The sequence below is a fragment of the Peptoniphilus faecalis genome, assembly GCF_012976305.1.
Classification (GTDB): domain Bacteria; phylum Bacillota; class Clostridia; order Tissierellales; family Peptoniphilaceae; genus Peptoniphilus_A; species Peptoniphilus_A faecalis.
Genome location: NZ_JABDSR010000006.1, coordinates 54,519 through 72,702, shown reverse-complemented (window position 1 = coordinate 72,702; position 18,184 = coordinate 54,519). Strand labels below are relative to the sequence as shown.

19 protein-coding genes are annotated in these 18,184 nt (G+C 31.7%); 16 read left to right on the top strand and 3 right to left on the bottom strand.

Annotation, left to right across the window (positions count from 1 at the left end):
• Positions 1–12 precede the first annotated feature (12 nt).
• Positions 13–552: a biotin transporter BioY gene (locus HKO22_RS05290; RefSeq protein WP_075660257.1), complete on the bottom strand. Its 540-nt coding sequence runs from the start codon at positions 550–552 to the stop codon at positions 13–15.
• Positions 553–729: 177 nt separating this feature from the next.
• On the opposite strand from HKO22_RS05290, the gene HKO22_RS05285 reads away from it, so the two are divergent.
• The 6 genes from HKO22_RS05285 to lysS all read left to right on the top strand — a co-directional run bounded on the left by HKO22_RS05285 (position 730) and on the right by lysS (position 5,672).
• Positions 730–1,512 (top strand): type III pantothenate kinase, encoded by a 783-nt coding sequence (locus HKO22_RS05285; RefSeq protein WP_169969059.1) that lies wholly within the window; start codon positions 730–732, stop codon positions 1,510–1,512.
• A 10-nt stretch (positions 1,513–1,522) separates the two neighbouring features.
• Entirely contained in the window at positions 1,523–2,446 is a 924-nt protein-coding gene (gene dusB, locus HKO22_RS05280) for a tRNA dihydrouridine synthase DusB (protein WP_169969058.1), read from the top strand.
• 171 nt (positions 2,447–2,617) lie between these two features.
• A complete protein-coding gene (locus HKO22_RS05275; RefSeq protein ID WP_169969056.1) occupies positions 2,618–2,782 on the top strand; it encodes a hypothetical protein in 165 nt (54 codons plus the stop codon).
• Between the two features lie 4 nt (positions 2,783–2,786).
• The gene (locus tag HKO22_RS05270; RefSeq protein ID WP_169969054.1) at positions 2,787–3,080 is read left to right on the top strand and encodes a hypothetical protein; all 294 of its coding nucleotides are present in this window, start codon (positions 2,787–2,789) and stop codon (positions 3,078–3,080) included.
• A gap of 185 nt (positions 3,081–3,265) precedes the next feature.
• Positions 3,266–3,739, top strand: a complete 474-nt coding sequence (greA, locus tag HKO22_RS05265) for a transcription elongation factor GreA (protein ID WP_169969052.1) — start codon at positions 3,266–3,268, stop codon at positions 3,737–3,739.
• Between the two features lie 43 nt (positions 3,740–3,782).
• A complete protein-coding gene (lysS, locus tag HKO22_RS05260) occupies positions 3,783–5,672 on the top strand; it encodes a lysine--tRNA ligase (protein ID WP_169969188.1) in 1,890 nt (629 codons plus the stop codon).
• A 492-nt stretch (positions 5,673–6,164) separates the two neighbouring features.
• Here the strand turns inward: lysS and HKO22_RS05255 are convergent, their stop codons facing one another.
• Positions 6,165–6,758: a Crp/Fnr family transcriptional regulator gene (locus HKO22_RS05255; protein ID WP_169969050.1), complete on the bottom strand. Its 594-nt coding sequence runs from the start codon at positions 6,756–6,758 to the stop codon at positions 6,165–6,167.
• A 94-nt stretch (positions 6,759–6,852) separates the two neighbouring features.
• Between HKO22_RS05255 and HKO22_RS05250 the strand changes: the two genes are divergently transcribed.
• From HKO22_RS05250 to HKO22_RS05230, 5 genes are read left to right on the top strand one after another with little or no spacing between them, the layout of a single operon-like run.
• A complete protein-coding gene (locus HKO22_RS05250; RefSeq protein ID WP_169969048.1) occupies positions 6,853–7,611 on the top strand; it encodes a class I SAM-dependent methyltransferase in 759 nt (252 codons plus the stop codon).
• Positions 7,612–8,781 carry an ABC transporter substrate-binding protein gene (locus HKO22_RS05245; protein WP_169969046.1) on the top strand — a complete coding sequence of 390 codons (1,170 nt, stop codon included), beginning with the start codon at positions 7,612–7,614 and terminating at the stop codon, positions 8,779–8,781.
• On the top strand, positions 8,778–9,806 hold the full coding sequence (locus HKO22_RS05240) for a FecCD family ABC transporter permease (RefSeq protein WP_169969044.1): 1,029 nt from the start codon (positions 8,778–8,780) through the stop codon (positions 9,804–9,806). Before HKO22_RS05245 ends, HKO22_RS05240 begins: the two co-directional genes overlap by 4 nt.
• A complete protein-coding gene (locus HKO22_RS05235; RefSeq protein ID WP_169969041.1) occupies positions 9,793–10,596 on the top strand; it encodes an ABC transporter ATP-binding protein in 804 nt (267 codons plus the stop codon). Before HKO22_RS05240 ends, HKO22_RS05235 begins: the two co-directional genes overlap by 14 nt.
• A 1-nt stretch (position 10,597) precedes the next feature.
• A complete protein-coding gene (locus tag HKO22_RS05230) occupies positions 10,598–11,245 on the top strand; it encodes a cupin domain-containing protein (protein ID WP_169969039.1) in 648 nt (215 codons plus the stop codon).
• 1,082 nt (positions 11,246–12,327) lie between these two features.
• Here the strand turns inward: HKO22_RS05230 and HKO22_RS05220 are convergent.
• Positions 12,328–12,756, bottom strand: coding sequence for a Dps family protein (locus HKO22_RS05220; RefSeq protein WP_169969037.1), 429 nt, complete (start codon positions 12,754–12,756; stop codon positions 12,328–12,330).
• A 244-nt stretch (positions 12,757–13,000) separates the two neighbouring features.
• On the opposite strand from HKO22_RS05220, the gene HKO22_RS05215 reads away from it, so the two are divergent.
• From HKO22_RS05215 to HKO22_RS05195, 5 genes are read left to right on the top strand one after another with little or no spacing between them, the layout of a single operon-like run.
• Entirely contained in the window at positions 13,001–14,185 is a 1,185-nt protein-coding gene (locus tag HKO22_RS05215; RefSeq protein ID WP_169969035.1) for a phosphoglycerate kinase, read from the top strand.
• On the top strand, positions 14,182–14,925 hold the full coding sequence (tpiA, locus tag HKO22_RS05210; RefSeq protein WP_169969033.1) for a triose-phosphate isomerase: 744 nt from the start codon (positions 14,182–14,184) through the stop codon (positions 14,923–14,925). Before HKO22_RS05215 ends, tpiA begins: the two co-directional genes overlap by 4 nt.
• Positions 14,922–16,424, top strand: coding sequence for a 2,3-bisphosphoglycerate-independent phosphoglycerate mutase (gene gpmI, locus HKO22_RS05205; protein WP_169969031.1), 1,503 nt, complete (start codon positions 14,922–14,924; stop codon positions 16,422–16,424). The genes tpiA and gpmI overlap by 4 nt, the downstream gene beginning before the upstream one ends.
• Positions 16,425–16,436: 12 nt before the next feature.
• Positions 16,437–17,723 (top strand): phosphopyruvate hydratase, encoded by a 1,287-nt coding sequence (eno, locus tag HKO22_RS05200; RefSeq protein ID WP_075660264.1) that lies wholly within the window; start codon positions 16,437–16,439, stop codon positions 17,721–17,723.
• The gene (locus tag HKO22_RS05195) at positions 17,720–18,139 is read left to right on the top strand and encodes a SixA phosphatase family protein (RefSeq protein WP_075660265.1); all 420 of its coding nucleotides are present in this window, start codon (positions 17,720–17,722) and stop codon (positions 18,137–18,139) included. Before eno ends, HKO22_RS05195 begins: the two co-directional genes overlap by 4 nt.
• Positions 18,140–18,184: the final 45 nt, after the last annotated feature.

Here is an 18,184-nt window from a genome sequence, read left to right as displayed (position 1 = left end):
TAAACTTTAAAATTACTTATTTATTACTTTTAAAATTTTTGGTGCAATAATTGCAGCAACAACTGCCTTTACCATATCAGGTATAATAAAAGGTATCATACCTAAAGAAAGTATCTTAGCGACATCCATTGAGTTGCCCATTACATTATTTAATATTAGATACATATAAGGAAGACCTATTGCATAGAAAATTACTTCAGCTAAAATTAATACAAGCATAATTTTTCCAAAGCTTTTTTCACCATGAGCAAATTTAGATATAAATGCAGCCCCTATAATAAAGGCAATTAAAAATCCAAAGCTTGGTTTTAAAAAGGATTCAAAGCCTCCAGTAAAACCTGCAAAAATTGGAATACCAATTAGCCCAAGCAGAACATATATAAAAACTGTAAGTCCCGCATAAAAAGGTGTAAGTAAAAGTCCTGTCATAAATACAAAAAAGTTTTGTAGAGTAAAGGGAACTGGTCCAATTGGAATAGAAATAAATGCTCCTACAGCAATAAGTGCAACTAAAAGTGCAATTTTTGTTATATCTTTTGTTTTAATCTTCATCATTAACCTCCAATTAACATAGTACACAATGTTTACTATATTGTCAATAAGGTTGACGCAAATATTTATCTTAGATTAAAAAAGATTGAGCAAATAATATTTTTTGGGTAAATAATTAGTTGAAAGAGAATATTATAAAATATATAATAAAAACAATTTGTTATATGAGGTGTAAAAATGTTATTAGTGATAGATGTAGGAAATACTTCCATAACTTGGGGAGTTTATAAGGGAGACGAACTTGTAAATGATTTTAGAACTTCTACTGTGAAGACTAGAACATCAGATGAATATGGTTTAATTTTTATAAACACATTAACTCATGCCAATATTGATCCTCAAGATATAGAAGATGTAATTATTTCATCAGTTGTGCCTAATCTTATGCACACACTTCCTTCTATGGTGAAAAAATATTTTAATAAAAATCCAATGATTGTAAACTGTGAATTAGATTTGGGAATTAATATTAAATACGATAATCCCAAAGAAGTTGGTGCCGATAGAATTGTAAATGCTGTGGGAGCATTAGAAATTTATGGCAAAAAATCAATAATCGTAGATATTGGAACGGCAATGACTTTTTGCGTAGTTGATGAAGAAAAAAATTATCTTGGTGGACTTATTATGCCTGGCATAGGAATTTCTGCTGAAGCACTGTTTATGATGACTTCAAAACTTCCAAAGATAGAAATTATTGCACCAGATAAGGTTATTCAAGCAAATACAGTTGGAGCTATGCAATCAGGTTTATATTATGGTTTTAAAGAAATGATCGATGGAATAGTTGCTAAACTTTTAAAAGAACTAAATTGGAAGGAAGAAGACACTAATATTATTTCAACTGGTGGTTTCTCAACAATGCTTACAAGTGATTCAAGGTATAATTTCATAATCAATAGATTTTTAACTCTTGAAGGACTAAAAATTATATATGAAAAAAATAATAAAATAGATTGAGAGTGATTTTTTGTTAAAAATTTTAGCACCAATGGCAGGCTACACCGACATTGCATTTAGAGAAATTGCGACTGAAAAGGGTGCGGACATAACAGTAACAGAAATGGTTTCAGCCATGGCAATTGTCTATGAAAATAAAAAGACAATGGACCTTTTGAAAATATCTCCAAAGGAGAAAAAAGTTTCTGTACAAATTTTTGGAAGTGATCCAAAAATTATGGGCGAGGCTACGTGTATTTTAAATGATTACAATTTTTCTTATGTAGATATAAATATGGGCTGCCCTGCTCCAAAGATTGTAAAAAACAAATCAGGTTCCTATCTTTTAAGTGACCCATCCTTAGTATATGATATTGTAAAATCTGTTGTAGAAAATTCAAAAAAACCTGTTTCTGTAAAAGTAAGGAAGGGAATAAAGGGAATTTCTTCTATGAAAGCTATAAGAAACATTGAAGCAGCTGGAGCATCCTTTGTAACAGTTCACGGCAGAACAAGAGAAGAATATTACACAGGAAGAGCCGATTGGGATTTTATAAAAGAAGTAAAGAAAAATGTAAAAATTCCAGTAATTGGAAATGGCGACATTAAAAGCCCAGAAGATGCAGTTGAAAAGATTAAATATTCGGGAGTAGATGGAGTTGCAATTGGTCGTGGTGCAATTGGAAATCCCTACATTTTTAATCAAATCGAAGAACTTTTAAAAACTGGATCTTATAAAACTCCCACAGATAAAGAAAAACTTCTCTTAATGATCGATGAATTAGAGCGAAAAATAAATTATAGAGGAGAAAAACTTGGCATCCTAGAGATGAGAAAGGTCTACTCAAATTATTTTAGGGGTATGAAGGATTCAAAGGAAATAAGAAATAAATTAAATACTCTAAAGGACAAGGATGAGATAATAGAAGTTATAAGAAATTATATGAATTTTTGATATATCTATTGCTTAATAGTTTTATACTTTGTTATTTTTTAATAAAAAGGGTAAATAGATTAAAGAGAAAAATAAATAGTAAAGTGATATTGGCGGTGATTTCGATGGATAACTGAATTTTTATTTAATTTGTTACATAGTTTAAATGAAAAGAATTAGGAGCAAATATTTATGGAAAAAAGATTTTTATATTTTTTATTGGGATTTATTTTTTCAGAACTAGCTAGATATCATACAGGAGTTGATCTATATCTCACAGAAAGATACCAATATGGTGAATATGAAGGCTTTGGTAAATGGTATTTAATAGATGCTGACTATAGGTTTTGGAACTAATCATATGTTATTAGAAATTTTTAAATTCTTATGGATTATTGTATTTATTTTAAATCATAAGAAAAATGTTATAAAGAGAATACCATTTTTAATTTTTCTACTAATTTTGATAATTCTTTTAATGATTTTGATATTTGATTATTTTTTGGCAGGATTAAGTGATAATACTTTTTTGGAAGACTTAACATACCGTGAAATATATGACTTATTTATTTGTGCTTGCGTAATAGATAATGCAATATATTACACTCAAGAAAAGCGTAAGGCAAAAAAAGAAAAAATTGAAAATAAAGAATGAAATTTACTCTGCAATATAATTTAATATTGCAGAGATTTTTTATTTTGAAGAAAAAGACTAAACAAATTCTCGAAAACTTTAAATTCTTGACATTTAAAGAAGTTTCGACTATAATAGCTTAGATTAAAAGGTTTTTGTTAAGGGCGGCTGACGCCTTATTTTTTATATATTGAGGAGAGAGAATTTTGGCAAAGGATATATTTTTCACACCAGAAGGTTTAGAAAAAATCGAAAATGAAATTGAGTATTTAAAAACAGTTAGAAGAAAAGAAGTTTCTGAAAGAATTAAAGTAGCTCTAGGCTATGGCGATCTTTCAGAAAATTCTGAATATGACGAAGCTAAAAACGAACAAGCACAAGTTGAAGAGAGAATTGCAAAACTTGAAATGATGGTTCGCAATGCAAAAATTATAGATGAAAAAGACTTAAATACAGAAGTTGTCAACATTGGTTCTAGCGTAAGAGTTAGAGAAGTTGATACAATGGAAGAAGACGAATACACGATTGTTGGTTCAGCGGAAGCAGATCCTCTTGAAGGAAAAATTTCAAACGAGTCACCAGTTGGGTCAAAATTAATTGGCAATCGTGTTGGCGATGTAGTTGAAGTTGAAGTTCCAGATGGAATTATTAGGTACGAAATTTGTGGAATAACTATTTAGGAGGCAATTTGTGAAAAAGACAGAAGATGCAAATCTAAATGAGATGCTTTTGTTAAAAAGGCAAAAGCTTGAGGAATTAAAAAGTGAAGGTAAAGATCCCTTTGTAAAGGAAACTTATGATGTAACTGCTCATTCAAAGGATATCAAAGAAGGATTTAATGAAGATGAAGAGAGAGAAGTATCCATTGCTGGTCGTGTAATGAGCAAAAGACGCCATGGCAAAATTTGTTTTTTAGACATTAGAGATTCAGTGGGAACTATCCAAGTATTTGCAAGAAAGGATGTCCTTGAGGATAAATATGAGGAAGTTAAGGGATTAGATATTGGAGATATAGTTGGAGTAAAGGGAGTTGTATTTAAGACAGAAGCTGGTGAAATTACTGTTCGTGCAACTGACTTAACTTTGCTTTCAAAATCACTTCAAATTCTTCCAGAAAAATTCCACGGACTAAAGGATCCTGACCTAAGATATAGACAAAGATATGTGGATCTAATTGTAAATCCAGAAGTAAAAGATGTATTTATTAAGAGAAATAAAATCATAAAAAAAATTAGAGAATTTTTAGATAATAGGGGATTTTTAGAAGTTGAAACTCCAATACTTGGAACTGTGGCAGGTGGAGCAAATGCTAGACCTTTCTACACTCATCACAATACCCTTGACATCGATATGCAACTTAGGATTGCCAATGAATTATTCTTAAAGAGATTAATAGTAGGTGGATTTGAAAAAGTTTATGAAATGGGCAAGATGTTTAGAAATGAAGGAATGGATCCAAAACACAATCCTGAATTTACAAATATTGAACTCTATCAAGCCTATGTTGATTACGAAGAAATGATGAGGATAACTGAAAATTTATTTGAATATGTTGCAACAGAAGTTCTTGGCACAGATACAATAAATTATCAAGGTACAGAAATTTCACTAAAGGCACCTTGGAAGAGAATAACGATGATCGATGCAGTTAAAAAATATGCAGATGTAGACTTTAACAAAATTGATACAGATGAAAAGGCAAGAGAAATCGCTAGAGAAAAGGGACTTGAAGTTTCTGAAAATGATACTTGGGGCAAGCTTCTTTCTGAAATGTTTGAAGAATTCTGTGAAGAACATCTTGTAGAGCCAACATTTGTAATTGGTCACCCAGTAGAAGTTTCTCCACTTGCAAAGAGAAATCCAAAGGATCCAAGACTTACACAAAGGTTTGAAGCTTTTATCAACACTTGGGAATTTGCCAATGCCTTTTCTGAACTTAACGATCCAATTGACCAAAGAGAAAGATTTGAAGCACAAGTTGCAGAAAAAGAAGCAGGAGACGATGAAGCACATCCAATGGATTCAGATTTTATCAATGCAATTGAAGTAGGTCTTCCACCAACAGGAGGACTTGGGATTGGCGTTGACAGAATGGTAGTACTTTTGACAGACCAACCTAGCATAAGAGATGTTCTTTTATTCCCAACAATGAAGCCAATAGGCTTAGAAAAGGCAGAAAATAGGGATTCGTCAAAAGAAACTTACGAAACTTACGACAAACTTACGACAGAAGAAATCGACTTTTCAAAAGTAAAAGTAGAGCCATTATTTGAAGATATGGTAGACTTTGAAACTTTCTCAAAATCTGATTTTAGAGTTGTAAAAGTCAAAAATTGCGAAGAAGTTCCTAAGTCAAAAAAACTATTGAAATTTACATTAGATGATGGTTCTGAAAAAGAAAGAGTTATTTTATCTGGTATTAAGGAATATTACAGTGCAGAGAGCTTAATAGGAAAGACACTACTTGCAATTTGTAATCTTCCTCCTCGTAAGATGATGGGAATCGACTCAGAAGGTATGATTATATCTGCAATTTGTGAGTACGATGGAGAAGAAAAACTTAACTTAATAATGTTGGATGATAATATTCCAGCAGGATCAAAATTATATTAAAGAACACGCTAATTATGAAACTGGGGTTTGTTATGAATCCCAGTTTAATTTTTATTGTTGCAATAATAGAATTATTAAGCTATACAATAAAATCAATTTAAAGAAAAATAAATATTAGATAATCACTGGCGATAGAAATTAAAAACTCTATCGTCTTTTTTATTTGGAAGAACAACAAATGGTAGAAATGTCAATGAATTTACTGCCATGCAGATAATAGCAGCTCATTCATGTGTGAGAGTTTTGGCTGAAACCTTAGTAGGACTTCCCGTTTATTTATATAAAACAGGTTTATCATTTGAAGTAGATAGGATACCAAAAGATAGAAATTTTCAAGGGTAAAAGTCTAGGGAAAAGAACCTAATTCAATATGGAGATTTGTTTATTATACAGCTAAAAATATCATTTGAGTTTAAAATGAGATACGTATTATCTTAGGACTGATTTTTTGTAATTTTTGTTTATATTTAGTCAGTCCTAGGAGTAATACTTTTATATTAATCCCTCTTTTTTCATAAGAGATAACTCTCTTGAAAGGGCAGACCTATTACAAGCTAAAAATTTTGCCAAATCCTCTCTGGATAATTTATTAGAAAATAAGGAGTCTTTACCATATTTATCTATATATTTATTAATTTTCTCCCTAATTTTAGGTTTAGAATATATATCTAATTTGTAGGTTAAGTATGAAGTTTGCTCATTATACAATTTTATAATATTTTCCATAAAAATCGGTCTGCTTGAACAGGACTTTTTATTTTTTTCAAAGATTTTGCTAACATCAAGGGCCAAAACTTTAGAATTTTTTTTTGCAACCATAAATCTATCAGCTAGGGAGGAAAAATTTAAAGAAAAAGAATCTGAAGCCTCATAAATTCTATCTATAATTTCCTTATCATCATCTATTGTAGATAGATCAATTCTTCCCTTCAAAACTATACCAGCCTTAAAGCCCTTAGAAAAATCATATAGATATTCGCCTTTACTAAAAATTAAGATTTTATGATCAATACAAGAGAGTATTTGGTGTATAGTACTTTCGTCTAAACCATAAAATAATTTACTTTTTAAAATATTTTTTTCCATAAAACCCCCCTTTGTTGCTTCTGCAACTGCAACAAAAATTATCTATGCTATAATTATAAACGTAATGATAACTATTATCAAGGAGGAAGGGAAAATGAGAAATAGTAAAATTATTTTTGGACATGATTTTTTAAAGATGCTTGGAAGAACAAGACTCAGACCAGGCGGCGGTCTTATGACCGATTGGTTACTTGATCAGGTACAGATTGATAAAGATATGCAAGTTTTGGAAGTTGCTTGCAATAGAGGAGATAACCTAATAAGAGTTTATACTAAATATAAATGCAAAATAATAGGCATAGATAATGATCAAGTTGCCATAGACCAAGCTTTGGAGAATATAAAGCTTTTAGGCTTAGATAAAGAAATCGAAGTTATAAATATGGATGCCTTAAAGTTAGATTTTGAGGATGAAACATTTGATTTAATAATTAATGAGGCAATGATTACTATGCTTCCAAATGAAGAAAAAGCAAAGGCTCTTAAAAATTATCACAGGGTTTTGAAAAAAGACGGTTATCTATTAACTCATGATGTGGCAGTGGAAAATGAAAGTGAAGATATAAGAAGACAACTTTCAAAATTTACAAATATGAATGTGTATCCTTTAACAGTAGAAAATTGGAACAAACTGTTTATAGAAAATTCTTTTAGACCTTTTTCACAGAGGACTGGCAGGATGATTCTCTTAGACAGGGATACAATTATAAAAGATGAGGGACCAGTTGGGGCTGCAAATTTTTATAAAAAAGCTTATTCAGAAGAAAATAGGGATAGATTTGTAAAAATGTTAGAGAGGTCTAAAAATACAAAAATTTCTTATATAGTTTTAGCAAGTAAAAAGGAGGATTAGATGAAAGTTATTAAAAAAATATCATTAATTTTATGTCTGACAGTGCTTGCCTTAACAGGTATGACTGCTTGTGGCAATACAAAAACTGAACAAAAATCAGAAAACAAGGAAGTGACTCAAACTGAGAAAAAAGAAGAAAAGACAGAAGAAACTAAGGATGAAAATAAAAAAATCAGGATAATCACAGACCACGCAGGTAACACGGTAGAAGTTCCAGAGAAAGTTGAAAGAATAGTAATAGATCAGATTCCTATTTTATCTACTTATATGGCTTATCATTATGGAAAGGCTCCATATATAGTAGGATATGCTGGTTCACTTAAGCAAGTAATTTCAAATACAGTTTTAAAGGACATAGCTCCAGAGCTTCTTGATAGCCAAAATACAGTTCAAGGTCAATCTGACATTAATATTGAAGAAATAATGAAGCTTAAACCAGATGTTATTTTTTACAATGCTTCAAATAAAGAACACTATGAAACTCTTAAAAAGACAGGGATTCCGTGTGTAGGATTTGCTACAGTTGGTACAAATGGACCAGCTGACCCAATAGATAGGTACACACAATGGTTAAAGCTCTTAGAAGATGTATTTGGCGAAAGCGGAAAGACAGATGATTTCATAAAAGCAGGTCAAGATATTGTAAAAGATGTTGAAGAAAGAATTTCAAAAATAGATGAGAGTAAAAAACCAACTGGTGTAATTTTATGGAAGTATGTCCAAGGTGTACCAATGGTTGCTGGTAAGGGGGTATTTGGAGATTTCTGGCTAAAGAGAATTGGTGTTAAAAATTTAGCTGATGAAACAAAAGGTTTTGCCAAAGTTTCCATTGAACAATTTTATCAATGGGATCCAGATATACTTTATCTTGATGGACCTGGTCTTCTTGATATTACAACAAAAGATGTATTTGAAAATTCAGTAGAAGGTATCAATTTTTCAAATATGAAAGCTGTTAAGGATAAAAAAGTTTATAACACTAAGCTTGGTATGTGGAATTGGTTTACACCAAATCCAGACGGACCACTTGTACTAGCTTGGCTTGCAAAATCAACCTACCCAGAAGAATTTAAAGACTATGATCTAAAAGCAATGATTAAAGATTACTACAAAACATGGTATGGTTATGAATTAACAAATGAACAAATTGAGGATATGTTTGATATATGATTAAAGGAATCTTTATCAAAGATAAAAAAATAAAATTAAGCTCATATGTTATCCTCATAAGCCTACCCATATTAATTAGTATTTTGGCACTTGTTATTGGGAGAATGCCTCTAAGCATAAGACAGATTGTAGATTTTTTCAATGCTTATCTAAGCGGTGGGGACTATGACCCTATGCTTGAATCAGTAATAATAAATGTAAGATTACCAAGAATTATTACTGGTCTAATAGTGGGAGCTGGTCTTTCCACAGCAGGTCTTGCCTTTCAAGGGGTTTTTTCAAACCCCTTGGCAACTCCTGATATACTGGGCGTAAGTTCAGCTGCAAGTCTTGGAGCTGTAATCGGAATACTTTTATCAATTTCAACTCTTTCTATCCAGGCCCTCGCTTTAGTTTTTGGATTAATTGGAGTAGTGTTGACCTTATATATCGGTAAGGGTAGAACCGGATCATCAACAATAATGCTTATACTAGCAGGCCTTGTAGTTTCTTCATTATCTAATGCTTTAGCGTCTCTTTTAAAATATACAGCAGACCCGACAGATAAGTTGCCAGCCATTAGTTACTGGCTTATGGGTTCTTTTGCAAGATCATCCTACAAAAACCTGATGCTTTCTGCACCACTAATAATTTTGGGAGTCATCATAATAAGGCTCTTGATATTTAGGCTAAATATTATGAGTCTATCAGAAGATGAAGCGAAAAGTCTTGGAGTTAATGTCAAAAAAACCAGACTTATTTTCATATTTGCATCAACACTAATTACAGCTTCATCTATATCAATGTGTGGCCAGGTCGGATGGATTGGTTTAATAATTCCTCATATGGCAAGGATGATGGTAGGAGCCAACAACACTCATACCCTACCTTTTAGCATATCTTTAGGAGCAAGTCTTATGGTACTAATAGAAGCCTTATCAAGAACAGTTTCTGTAATAGAACTACCAATATCAGTTCTTACAGCAATAATTGGTGCTCCAATTTTTATAAGCCTAATTAGAAAAACTGGGGGTGGTTTCAATTAAATTAGAATTAAAAGATACAGGATTTTATTATGATGAAAATCACGTATTATTTAAGAATTTATCTTTTTGTCTGAATCAAGGTCAGGTTTTATCTATTTTAGGACCCAATGGAGTTGGTAAGACTAGCCTTATAAGATGTATATGTGGTTTTAAAAAATGGAAACTAGGAAAGAGTTTTATGGATGGAAGAGATATTTCAAGTTTTAGTAGAAGAGACTTATGGTCTAACATATCATATGTTCCTCAAAAAAGGTCATTTTCTTTTGAATATTCTGGAATAGATATGGTAGTGTTAGGACTTTCTAGTAAACTTGGACCATTTGCAAAACCAGGCTTAAGAGAATATAAGAAAGCAAATAATATTATGAAAAGCTTAGCTATAGAAAATCTTAAAGATAAGTCGTGTTCAGTGATGAGTGGAGGAGAACTTCAGATGGTTCTAATAGCTAGAGCTTTAATATCAGATCCAAGTTTAATCATATTAGATGAGCCAGAAAGTGGTCTTGATTTTAAAAATCAACTTAAAATAATTTCATTAATCAAAAAACTATCCAAGATAGACAATATTAGTGTTATTATAAATACTCATTACCCAGCCCACGCTCTTGAAATAGCGGATAAATGTTTGATGTTAATGCAAAATGCTAGACATAAAATAGGCAAAACATCTGATATTATCTGTAAGGAAAATATGAAAGAAGCATTTGGCGTAGAGGTCATACTTGAAAAAATAAAAAAAGATAAGAAAGAATATGATACTATAATACCCATTAGCATAGCAGGAGATTAAGATGAAAAATATTAGCAAAGGAAAAATATCGACACCAGAAGAGGTCATACCCATAAAAGACAATCAGACAATAAGCAAGAAACTTGTAGATTTATATGATCTTCACATCTTACTTATGAGTCTTGACCAAGATACCAGCATTTCCCCTGAATTTTATGCTGAAGAAAGAATATATTTTGTCTTAAAAGGCGAAATTAACTTTAACAATGAAAAACTTATAAATAATGAATCAATACTTTTTGAAAAAAACAAACTCTTTGACATAGAGGTAAGTAAAAAAAGTATATTTTTAGAAATCGCAATTAACTTAGAGGAGGAAGAAATGAAAAACATTGACAAAGGAAAGAAAATTAAACTAGTTGACTATTTAGATTATGTAGATGGAGGAATCGCAAACATTGACCTTGTATCAAAAGACGGGTTTAGGCTTGTTTTGATGGCTTTTGATGCAGGGGAAGGTCTAAAACCACATAAGGCTCCTGGAGATGCTCTTGTCTTGGCACTTGAGGGCAAGGCAAAGCTTCTTGTTGGAGATAAAGAAATTGAGATTGAATCCGGAGAACAAATAGTATTTCCGGCAAATGTAATCCATAATGTAACTGCAATTACAAGATTTAAAATGTTATTAATATTATCTGTAGATAAATAAAAAAAGATTGAATGATTTTTCAATCATAAATCTGAACACTAAAAATTGGAACTAATACCAGAGTTAGCATTAAAGCTTGCTCTGGTCTTTATTTGTTATAAAGATGACCTTTCTTGTACATTAAATTCTTAAAATTATTTGAAAATGCAACTTGTAAGTACAGCTTTTGATTTTAATAAAGAGAACAATATTTATTGCTAAGATGCAGACAGAGGTTATAGCCCATATGCTTATATAGGGCTATACAAACAAAAGAGATTAAGATTAATGGGCAAGGTGTGTAATAATTATTGTCGAAAAAAAGGTGGAGAGATTGGGTTAGAGACTTAATTATGTTGTGTAACAAATAAATGCAAGGATACCATTATTAAAGCATGGAAGATGCTTTTTCCTATAGTTGTGATTTGAAACAAAATAACCATAAATATGTTTGTTGATAAATTTTATGAAACAGACTTTAGAAAGTTATCCAAAGTAGGTTCAATGGGTGCAAAAATATTTGATTATACAGAAATATTAAAAAGCGACAGCTTACCAGAAGATAATCAAATAGCGAAAAAATTAAAGAATAAGACATGGGAATAATTATTTAGCATCTACAGTTGTAGGTGCTTTTCCTATGCCTAATTTTAGGAGGTGGTAGTATAAACGCTTTAATTAGAATATTCAAGTCGATGGACAAACCTAAAGATGGAAGAGGATATTTTCATGGCATATTTTATTAGGGAGAACAGTTATATTAAAATAGGTTGGAGAGAAATATAACCGAAAGACACTTCACTCTATTAAATGTCAGTATATCTAAAAACAAGACAAGTTAATCAATATTTTATGAAGAGAGGTTTTAACTAAGTTCAAAATTTAGTATGAAATTAAGTGTAAATTTTCATGAAAGTTTGACAGTTTATTAAAGATGTATAAAAATAAGACAAGCTCCATTCCTATAGGAATGGGTAAATACTGACACAAAAAAATGTATCAACCTTTGCCCTTTTATCAGGATTTAGGTTGATACACAAAATTATTTACAGACCCTAATTATAGGATGACAGTAATTAAAAGTTCTGCAATAGTTAATTTTCCTATTTACGGCTTGATTCCACAAACCAAATTTGTTTGTTGTAGTCCTCTATATGATCCTCCATAGCATTAGCTACAGGAAAATTATCAGCCTCATCCGCTTCTTTTCGAATCTCTAGGGCTAGTTCTTTTTGAAGTTTCATGTCAGATAGGACTATTTCTAATGCTTCTTTAATAGATAATTCTTTAGAAGTTTCAATCTCTTTGATTGTAGAAATTTCTAAATATTCTTTTAGATTAGCAACTGGAAATTCTCCAGACATTCTGATAAGCTCAGCAACTTCATCAAGTCTTTCACCAGCCTTATCATATTCAGATTCAAGATACTCATGTACAGATACAAATTGAGAGCCTACGATATTCCAATGTAGATTATGGATTTTAATGTTTAGTACTGCAAGATTTGCAAGATATGTGTTTAATTTTGTCATTTTATTCCTCACTTTCAAATAATTTTAATTATTAATAATATTATTATATACAATAATAAAAAAAACAAGTCAAGTCCATAATATTGAGTAAAATTTACTAGCAAATATTTATTATTTCATCTATGAAATTATACTTCACGATAAATTATAAATATTAAACTATTCTACAAATATAAACTCTTTTTAATTTATGGTATAATTTAATTGATAATTTTAATGAGAAATCAAAAGTAAGAGGTGTAATGTGAAAAAGACTATTAGGGATTTTGATTTTAATGATAAAACTGCACTAGTTAGAGTTGATTTTAATGTTCCACTAAAGGCTGGCAAAGTTAATGGAGAGGATAGAATTGTAAAAGTCATTCCTACTATTAATTATTTAATAGAAAAGGGTGCAAAAGTTGTGCTTATGAGCCACCTTGGAAGGCCTAAGGGTGAATACAAAGAAGAATTTTCTCTTGCACCAGTGGCAAAAAGAGCTTCTGAACTTTTAAATAAGGATGTTAAATTCATTGCTTCAAGGGAAATTGTTGACGAAAAGGTTCTTGAAGAAGTTAAAAAACTTAAAAAGGGTGAAATAGCTCTTCTTGAAAATCTTAGATTTGTAGAGGGCGAAGAAAAGAATGACGTTGATTTTGCAAAAAAACTTGCTTCTCTTGGAGATATTTTTGTAAATGATGCCTTTGGAATAGCGCACAGAACTCATGCTTCAAATGTTGGTGTTACTAAATTTTTACCATCTTGTGTGGGATTTTTAGTTGAAAAAGAAATAAAATATTTTGACGATGCTCTTAAAAATCCAGAAAAGCCCTTTGCTGCAATTCTTGGAGGATCGAAGGTTTCTGACAAAATTGGTACAATTGAAAATTTGCTAGAAAAAGTTGATGTGCTTGTAATTGTTGGCGCTATGGCAAATACTTTCTTAAAGTCAAAGGGGCTTGAAGTTGGCAAATCTTTGGTTGAAGATGATAAACTAGACCTTGCTAGAGAATTTATGGTAAAGGCAATTGACAAGGGCGTAGATTTAATTTTGCCAAGAGATGTAATTGTTGCTCCAGAGCTTTCTGAAAATGCGAAGGGGACTTTGAAGAATGTAGAAGATGTAAGTGAAGGTGACATGATCCTAGATATTGGAAGCGAGAGCTTAAAAGATATTGAAGCAGCTATAAGAGATGCAAGGACAGTTGTACTAAATGGACCTTGTGGAGTTTTTGAAATAGAAGAATTTTCTCATGGAACTATTGAACTTGCAAAAATCTTAGCAAATCTTGATGCAACAGTAATTGTTGGTGGGGGAGATTCTGTTTCTGCAGTTGAAAAGGCTGGCATTGCAGATAGATTAACTCACATTTCAACTGGTGGTGGCGCAAGTCTTAAAATGCTTGAAGGTAAAAAGCTTCCTGGTATTGAGGCAGTTGAAGAAGCATGAGAAGAAAATATATTTGTGGAAATTGGAAGATGAATAAAACTTCTAGTGAGGCTCTTGCATTTGCAAATAAAATAAATGATTTTGAATTTGAAAATGTAGATGTTCTTATTGCACCAAGCTTTGTTTCTCTCGAAAGTTTAAAAAAAAGTGTAAAAGATAAAATTGAAGTAGCTGCACAAAATGTTTCTGAATTTGACGATGGAGCCTTTACTGGTGAAGTTTCGACTAACATGCTCAAAGATATTGGAGTTAGGAATGTAATCATCGGTCATTCTGAAAGACGAGAAAAATTTTTGGAAAGCGATGAGATTGTAAATGCAAAGATAAAAAGAGCCCTTTCTGATAATTTATTTGTTATTCTTTGCCTTGGTGAATCTCTTGAAATAAAAGAAGAAAATAAAGAATTAGATTTTGTAAAAAATGAACTGCTAAATTCCCTTAGTGGTGTAGAAAATCTTAAAAATATTGCCATTGCCTATGAACCAATTTGGGCAATTGGCACTGGAAAAACTTGTTCTCCTGAAGATGCAGAAAAGATGTGTAGAGAAATTCGAGAAATTATAAATAAAAATTATGGAGAAATTTCTAAAGAAATTAGAATTTTATACGGCGGATCTGTAAAACCATCTAATGCAAAAGAAATTTTGGCAAAAGAAAATATTGACGGAGTCCTTGTTGGAGGCGCAAGCCTTGATGTCAATGATTTCATTGAAATAATAAAGTGTGGTGAAAATTTATGAAGCCAACTATGCTGATAATTTTGGATGGGTTTGGGATAAATGAATCTAAAATAGGGAATGCAGTAAAACTTGCAAAGACTCCTACTCTTGACGAGCTTTATAAAAATTCACCTCATACAGAAATTTTTGCTAGCGAAGAATATGTAGGTCTTCCTCATGGACAAATGGGAAACTCTGAAGTTGGACATTTAAATATAGGTGCAGGAAGGGTAATTTATCAAAATCTTACAAAGATAACTGAGGCGATTAAGTCAGGCGAATTTTTTAAAAATCCTGAATTTAAAAGAGCTATTGATAGCGCAAAGAAAAACAATTCAAAAGTTCATTTAATTGGACTTGTGTCAAAGGGTGGAGTTCACTCACACTTTGATCATCTAAAGGCTCTTATAAAATTAATGGCAAAGGAAGGAATAGAAAAAACTTACATCCACGCAATAACAGATGGTCGTGATGTATCGCCACATGCTGCATTAGAAGATATTAAAGAACTACAAAAGGAAATAGATAAAATAGGAAAGGGAAAAATTGCTACAATTTCCGGTAGATTTTATGCCATGGACCGTGACAACAGATGGGAAAGGATTAAGAGATATTATGACAACCTCGTGTCAAAGGTGGATTTTGTAGATGAAAATATTTTAGATTATATAAAATCTTCTTATGATAAAGATATTACTGATGAATTTTTATTGCCTGCAAAATTCGTAAAAAATTCTGAAATTGAAGAAAAGGATTCAATAATAATTTTTAACTTTAGACCAGATAGAGTTAGACAAATTACAAGAGCCTTAGTTGACGATGATTTTAAAGGATTTGAGAGAGAAAAAATAAATACGACTCTTGTAACTATGACAGAGTATGATAAAAATATTAAAAATAAATTTGTTGCCTTTAAAGATGAAATCCCAAGGGACACTTTGGGTGAAATTTTGGAAAAAAACAAAATAAATCAGCTTAGAATTGCAGAGACAGAAAAATATGCACATGTTACATTTTTCTTCAACGGTGGAAGAGAAAAGCCCTTTGAAGGGGAAGACAGAGTTCTTATTCCATCCCCAAAGGTTGCAACTTATGATCTAAAACCTGAAATGAGTGCCAATGAAGTTACGGATGCTGTAATTGCAAAATTAAAAGAAGATAAATACGGAGCAATAATTTTAAACTTTGCAAATCCCGACATGGTTGGACACACAGGAAATTTAAGGGCGGCAATAAAAGCTGTGGAAACAGTTGATGCAAATTTAGGCAGAATTTTAAGAGTTTTAAAGGAAAAAGATGGTGTTGCAATAATAACTGCCGACCATGGAAATTGTGAGTATATGATTGACAAAGAGGGAAATGCTGTCACAAGTCATAGCACAAATCCTGTTCCACTTTTCCTTTTTAATAAAGATGCAAAACTAAGAAGTGGCGGGGCACTTTGTGATCTTTCGCCAACAATTTTAAAAATCATGGGAATTGAAAAGCCAGAACTTATGACTGGCGAAAGTTTATTTTAAATAGGAGGAATTATGAGTTTAATTGATTATGTTTATGCTAGAGAAGTTCTTGATTCAAGGGGAAATCCAACTGTTGAAGTAGAAATTGGAACAGTTAATGGCGGATTTGGCTCTTCAATTGTTCCAAGTGGTGCATCGACTGGCGTTCACGAAGCTGTTGAACTTCGTGACGGAGAAGAAAGATATAATGGCAAGGGTGTTGAAGAAGCTGTTAAAAATGTAAATGAAAGAATTGCCGAGGAATTAATTTGTTTTGATGTATTCGATCAACTTGGAATCGACAAAATGCTAATAGAACTTGACGGAACTGAAAACAAGGGAGAACTTGGAGCAAATGCAATCCTTGGAGTTTCAATTGCAGTTGCGAAAGCTGCAGCAAATGAAGCAGGACTCCCACTTTATCAATATCTTGGCGGAGTAAACTCAAAGACAATGCCAATTCCAATGATGAATATAATAAATGGTGGCGAACACGCTGATAACAATGTGGATATACAAGAATTTATGATCATGCCAATTGGCGCAGAAACTTTCAAGGAAGCACTTAGAATGGGAGCAGAGGTTTACCACGCACTTAAAAAGGTTTTAAAGGACAAGGGACTTTCAACTGGAGTTGGAGATGAAGGTGGATTTGCACCAAATCTTGAATCCAACAAAAGGGCTTTTGACTGCATACTTGAAGCAGTAAAAGCAGCTGGATATGAACCAGGAAAGGACATTGTACTTGCAATTGACGCAGCGGCTTCAGAATTTTATGATGTAGATAAGAAAAAATATATCCTTGCAGGCGAAGGTCGTGAATTTAGTTCAGAAGAGCTTTCAAAGTTTTATGAAGAACTAGTAAATGAATATCCAATTTATTCAATAGAAGATGGACTTGCAGAAGACGATTGGGATGGTTGGAAGCATATTACAGAACTTCTTGGAGATAAAGTTCAATTAGTTGGCGATGACTTTTTCGTTACAAATACAAAAAGGCTCCAAGAAGGAATTGAAAAGAAATCTGCAAACTCAATTTTAATTAAATTAAATCAAATAGGAACAATCACAGAAACACTAGATGCAATAGAACTTGCAAAAAGACATAATTACACTGCAATAATTTCTCATAGATCGGGAGAAAGTGAAGACTCAACAATTGCAGATTTAGCAGTTGCAACTAATGCAGGATTTATAAAAACTGGAGCACCAGCAAGAAGTGAAAGAGTAGCAAAATATAACGAACTTCTCCGAATAGAAGATGAACTTGGTGATCTTTCAAATTATCCCGGCTTTGATGCCTTTTACAATTTAAAATGAAAATTTATTTTATAAGACATGGCGAAGCAGAAATTTATGCAGATGACGACTTCAAGAGAAAGCTAACTACTATTGGCAAGAGAAAATTGGAAGAATCCTTTAAAGTATTTGCAAATAATTTAGAGGATAAAAGATCTTATAAAATTTATTCATCACCCCTTGAGAGGGCAAAGGAAACTGCAGAAATTTTAGCAAAACATCTTGACTTTACTTATGAGGTCAAGGAATATCTCGCTGGTGGAAAAATAAGAGATATTTTAAAAAGCTTAGATAAAGGGGAAAATTATATATTTGTTTCACATGAGCCCTTTATTTCAAATTGGATTTATCAACTAACAGGCGAAATGAAAATTATTTCGAGAGGAAGTATAAATTTGGTAGAAATTGATTTGTCAAAATTTTTAAATTTAGAATGATTTTGGCAAGTTAGTTAATATAATTATATTATTAAGGAGGACATT

Bases quoted from the DNA above. Each gene is read 5' to 3' on its own strand.
- tpiA (WP_169969033.1), top strand. From the start codon at position 14,182: ATGAGAAGAAAATATATTTGTGGAAATTGGAAGATGAATAAAACTTCT.
- gpmI (WP_169969031.1), top strand. From the start codon at position 14,922: ATGAAGCCAACTATGCTGATAATTTTGGATGGGTTTGGGATAAATGAA.
- lysS (WP_169969188.1), top strand. From the start codon at position 3,783: ATGCTTTTGTTAAAAAGGCAAAAGCTTGAGGAATTAAAAAGTGAAGGT.
- HKO22_RS05230 (WP_169969039.1), top strand. From the start codon at position 10,598: ATGAAAAATATTAGCAAAGGAAAAATATCGACACCAGAAGAGGTCATA.
- HKO22_RS05250 (WP_169969048.1), top strand. From the start codon at position 6,853: ATGAGAAATAGTAAAATTATTTTTGGACATGATTTTTTAAAGATGCTT.
- HKO22_RS05285 (WP_169969059.1), top strand. From the start codon at position 730: ATGTTATTAGTGATAGATGTAGGAAATACTTCCATAACTTGGGGAGTT.
- HKO22_RS05255 (WP_169969050.1), bottom strand. From the start codon at position 6,758: ATGGAAAAAAATATTTTAAAAAGTAAATTATTTTATGGTTTAGACGAA.
- HKO22_RS05240 (WP_169969044.1), top strand. From the start codon at position 8,778: ATGATTAAAGGAATCTTTATCAAAGATAAAAAAATAAAATTAAGCTCA.
- eno (WP_075660264.1), top strand. From the start codon at position 16,437: ATGAGTTTAATTGATTATGTTTATGCTAGAGAAGTTCTTGATTCAAGG.
- HKO22_RS05195 (WP_075660265.1), top strand. From the start codon at position 17,720: ATGAAAATTTATTTTATAAGACATGGCGAAGCAGAAATTTATGCAGAT.
- HKO22_RS05245 (WP_169969046.1), top strand. From the start codon at position 7,612: ATGAAAGTTATTAAAAAAATATCATTAATTTTATGTCTGACAGTGCTT.
- HKO22_RS05275 (WP_169969056.1), top strand. From the start codon at position 2,618: ATGGAAAAAAGATTTTTATATTTTTTATTGGGATTTATTTTTTCAGAA.
- HKO22_RS05220 (WP_169969037.1), bottom strand. From the start codon at position 12,756: ATGACAAAATTAAACACATATCTTGCAAATCTTGCAGTACTAAACATT.
- HKO22_RS05290 (WP_075660257.1), bottom strand. From the start codon at position 552: ATGAAGATTAAAACAAAAGATATAACAAAAATTGCACTTTTAGTTGCA.
- HKO22_RS05270 (WP_169969054.1), top strand. From the start codon at position 2,787: ATGTTATTAGAAATTTTTAAATTCTTATGGATTATTGTATTTATTTTA.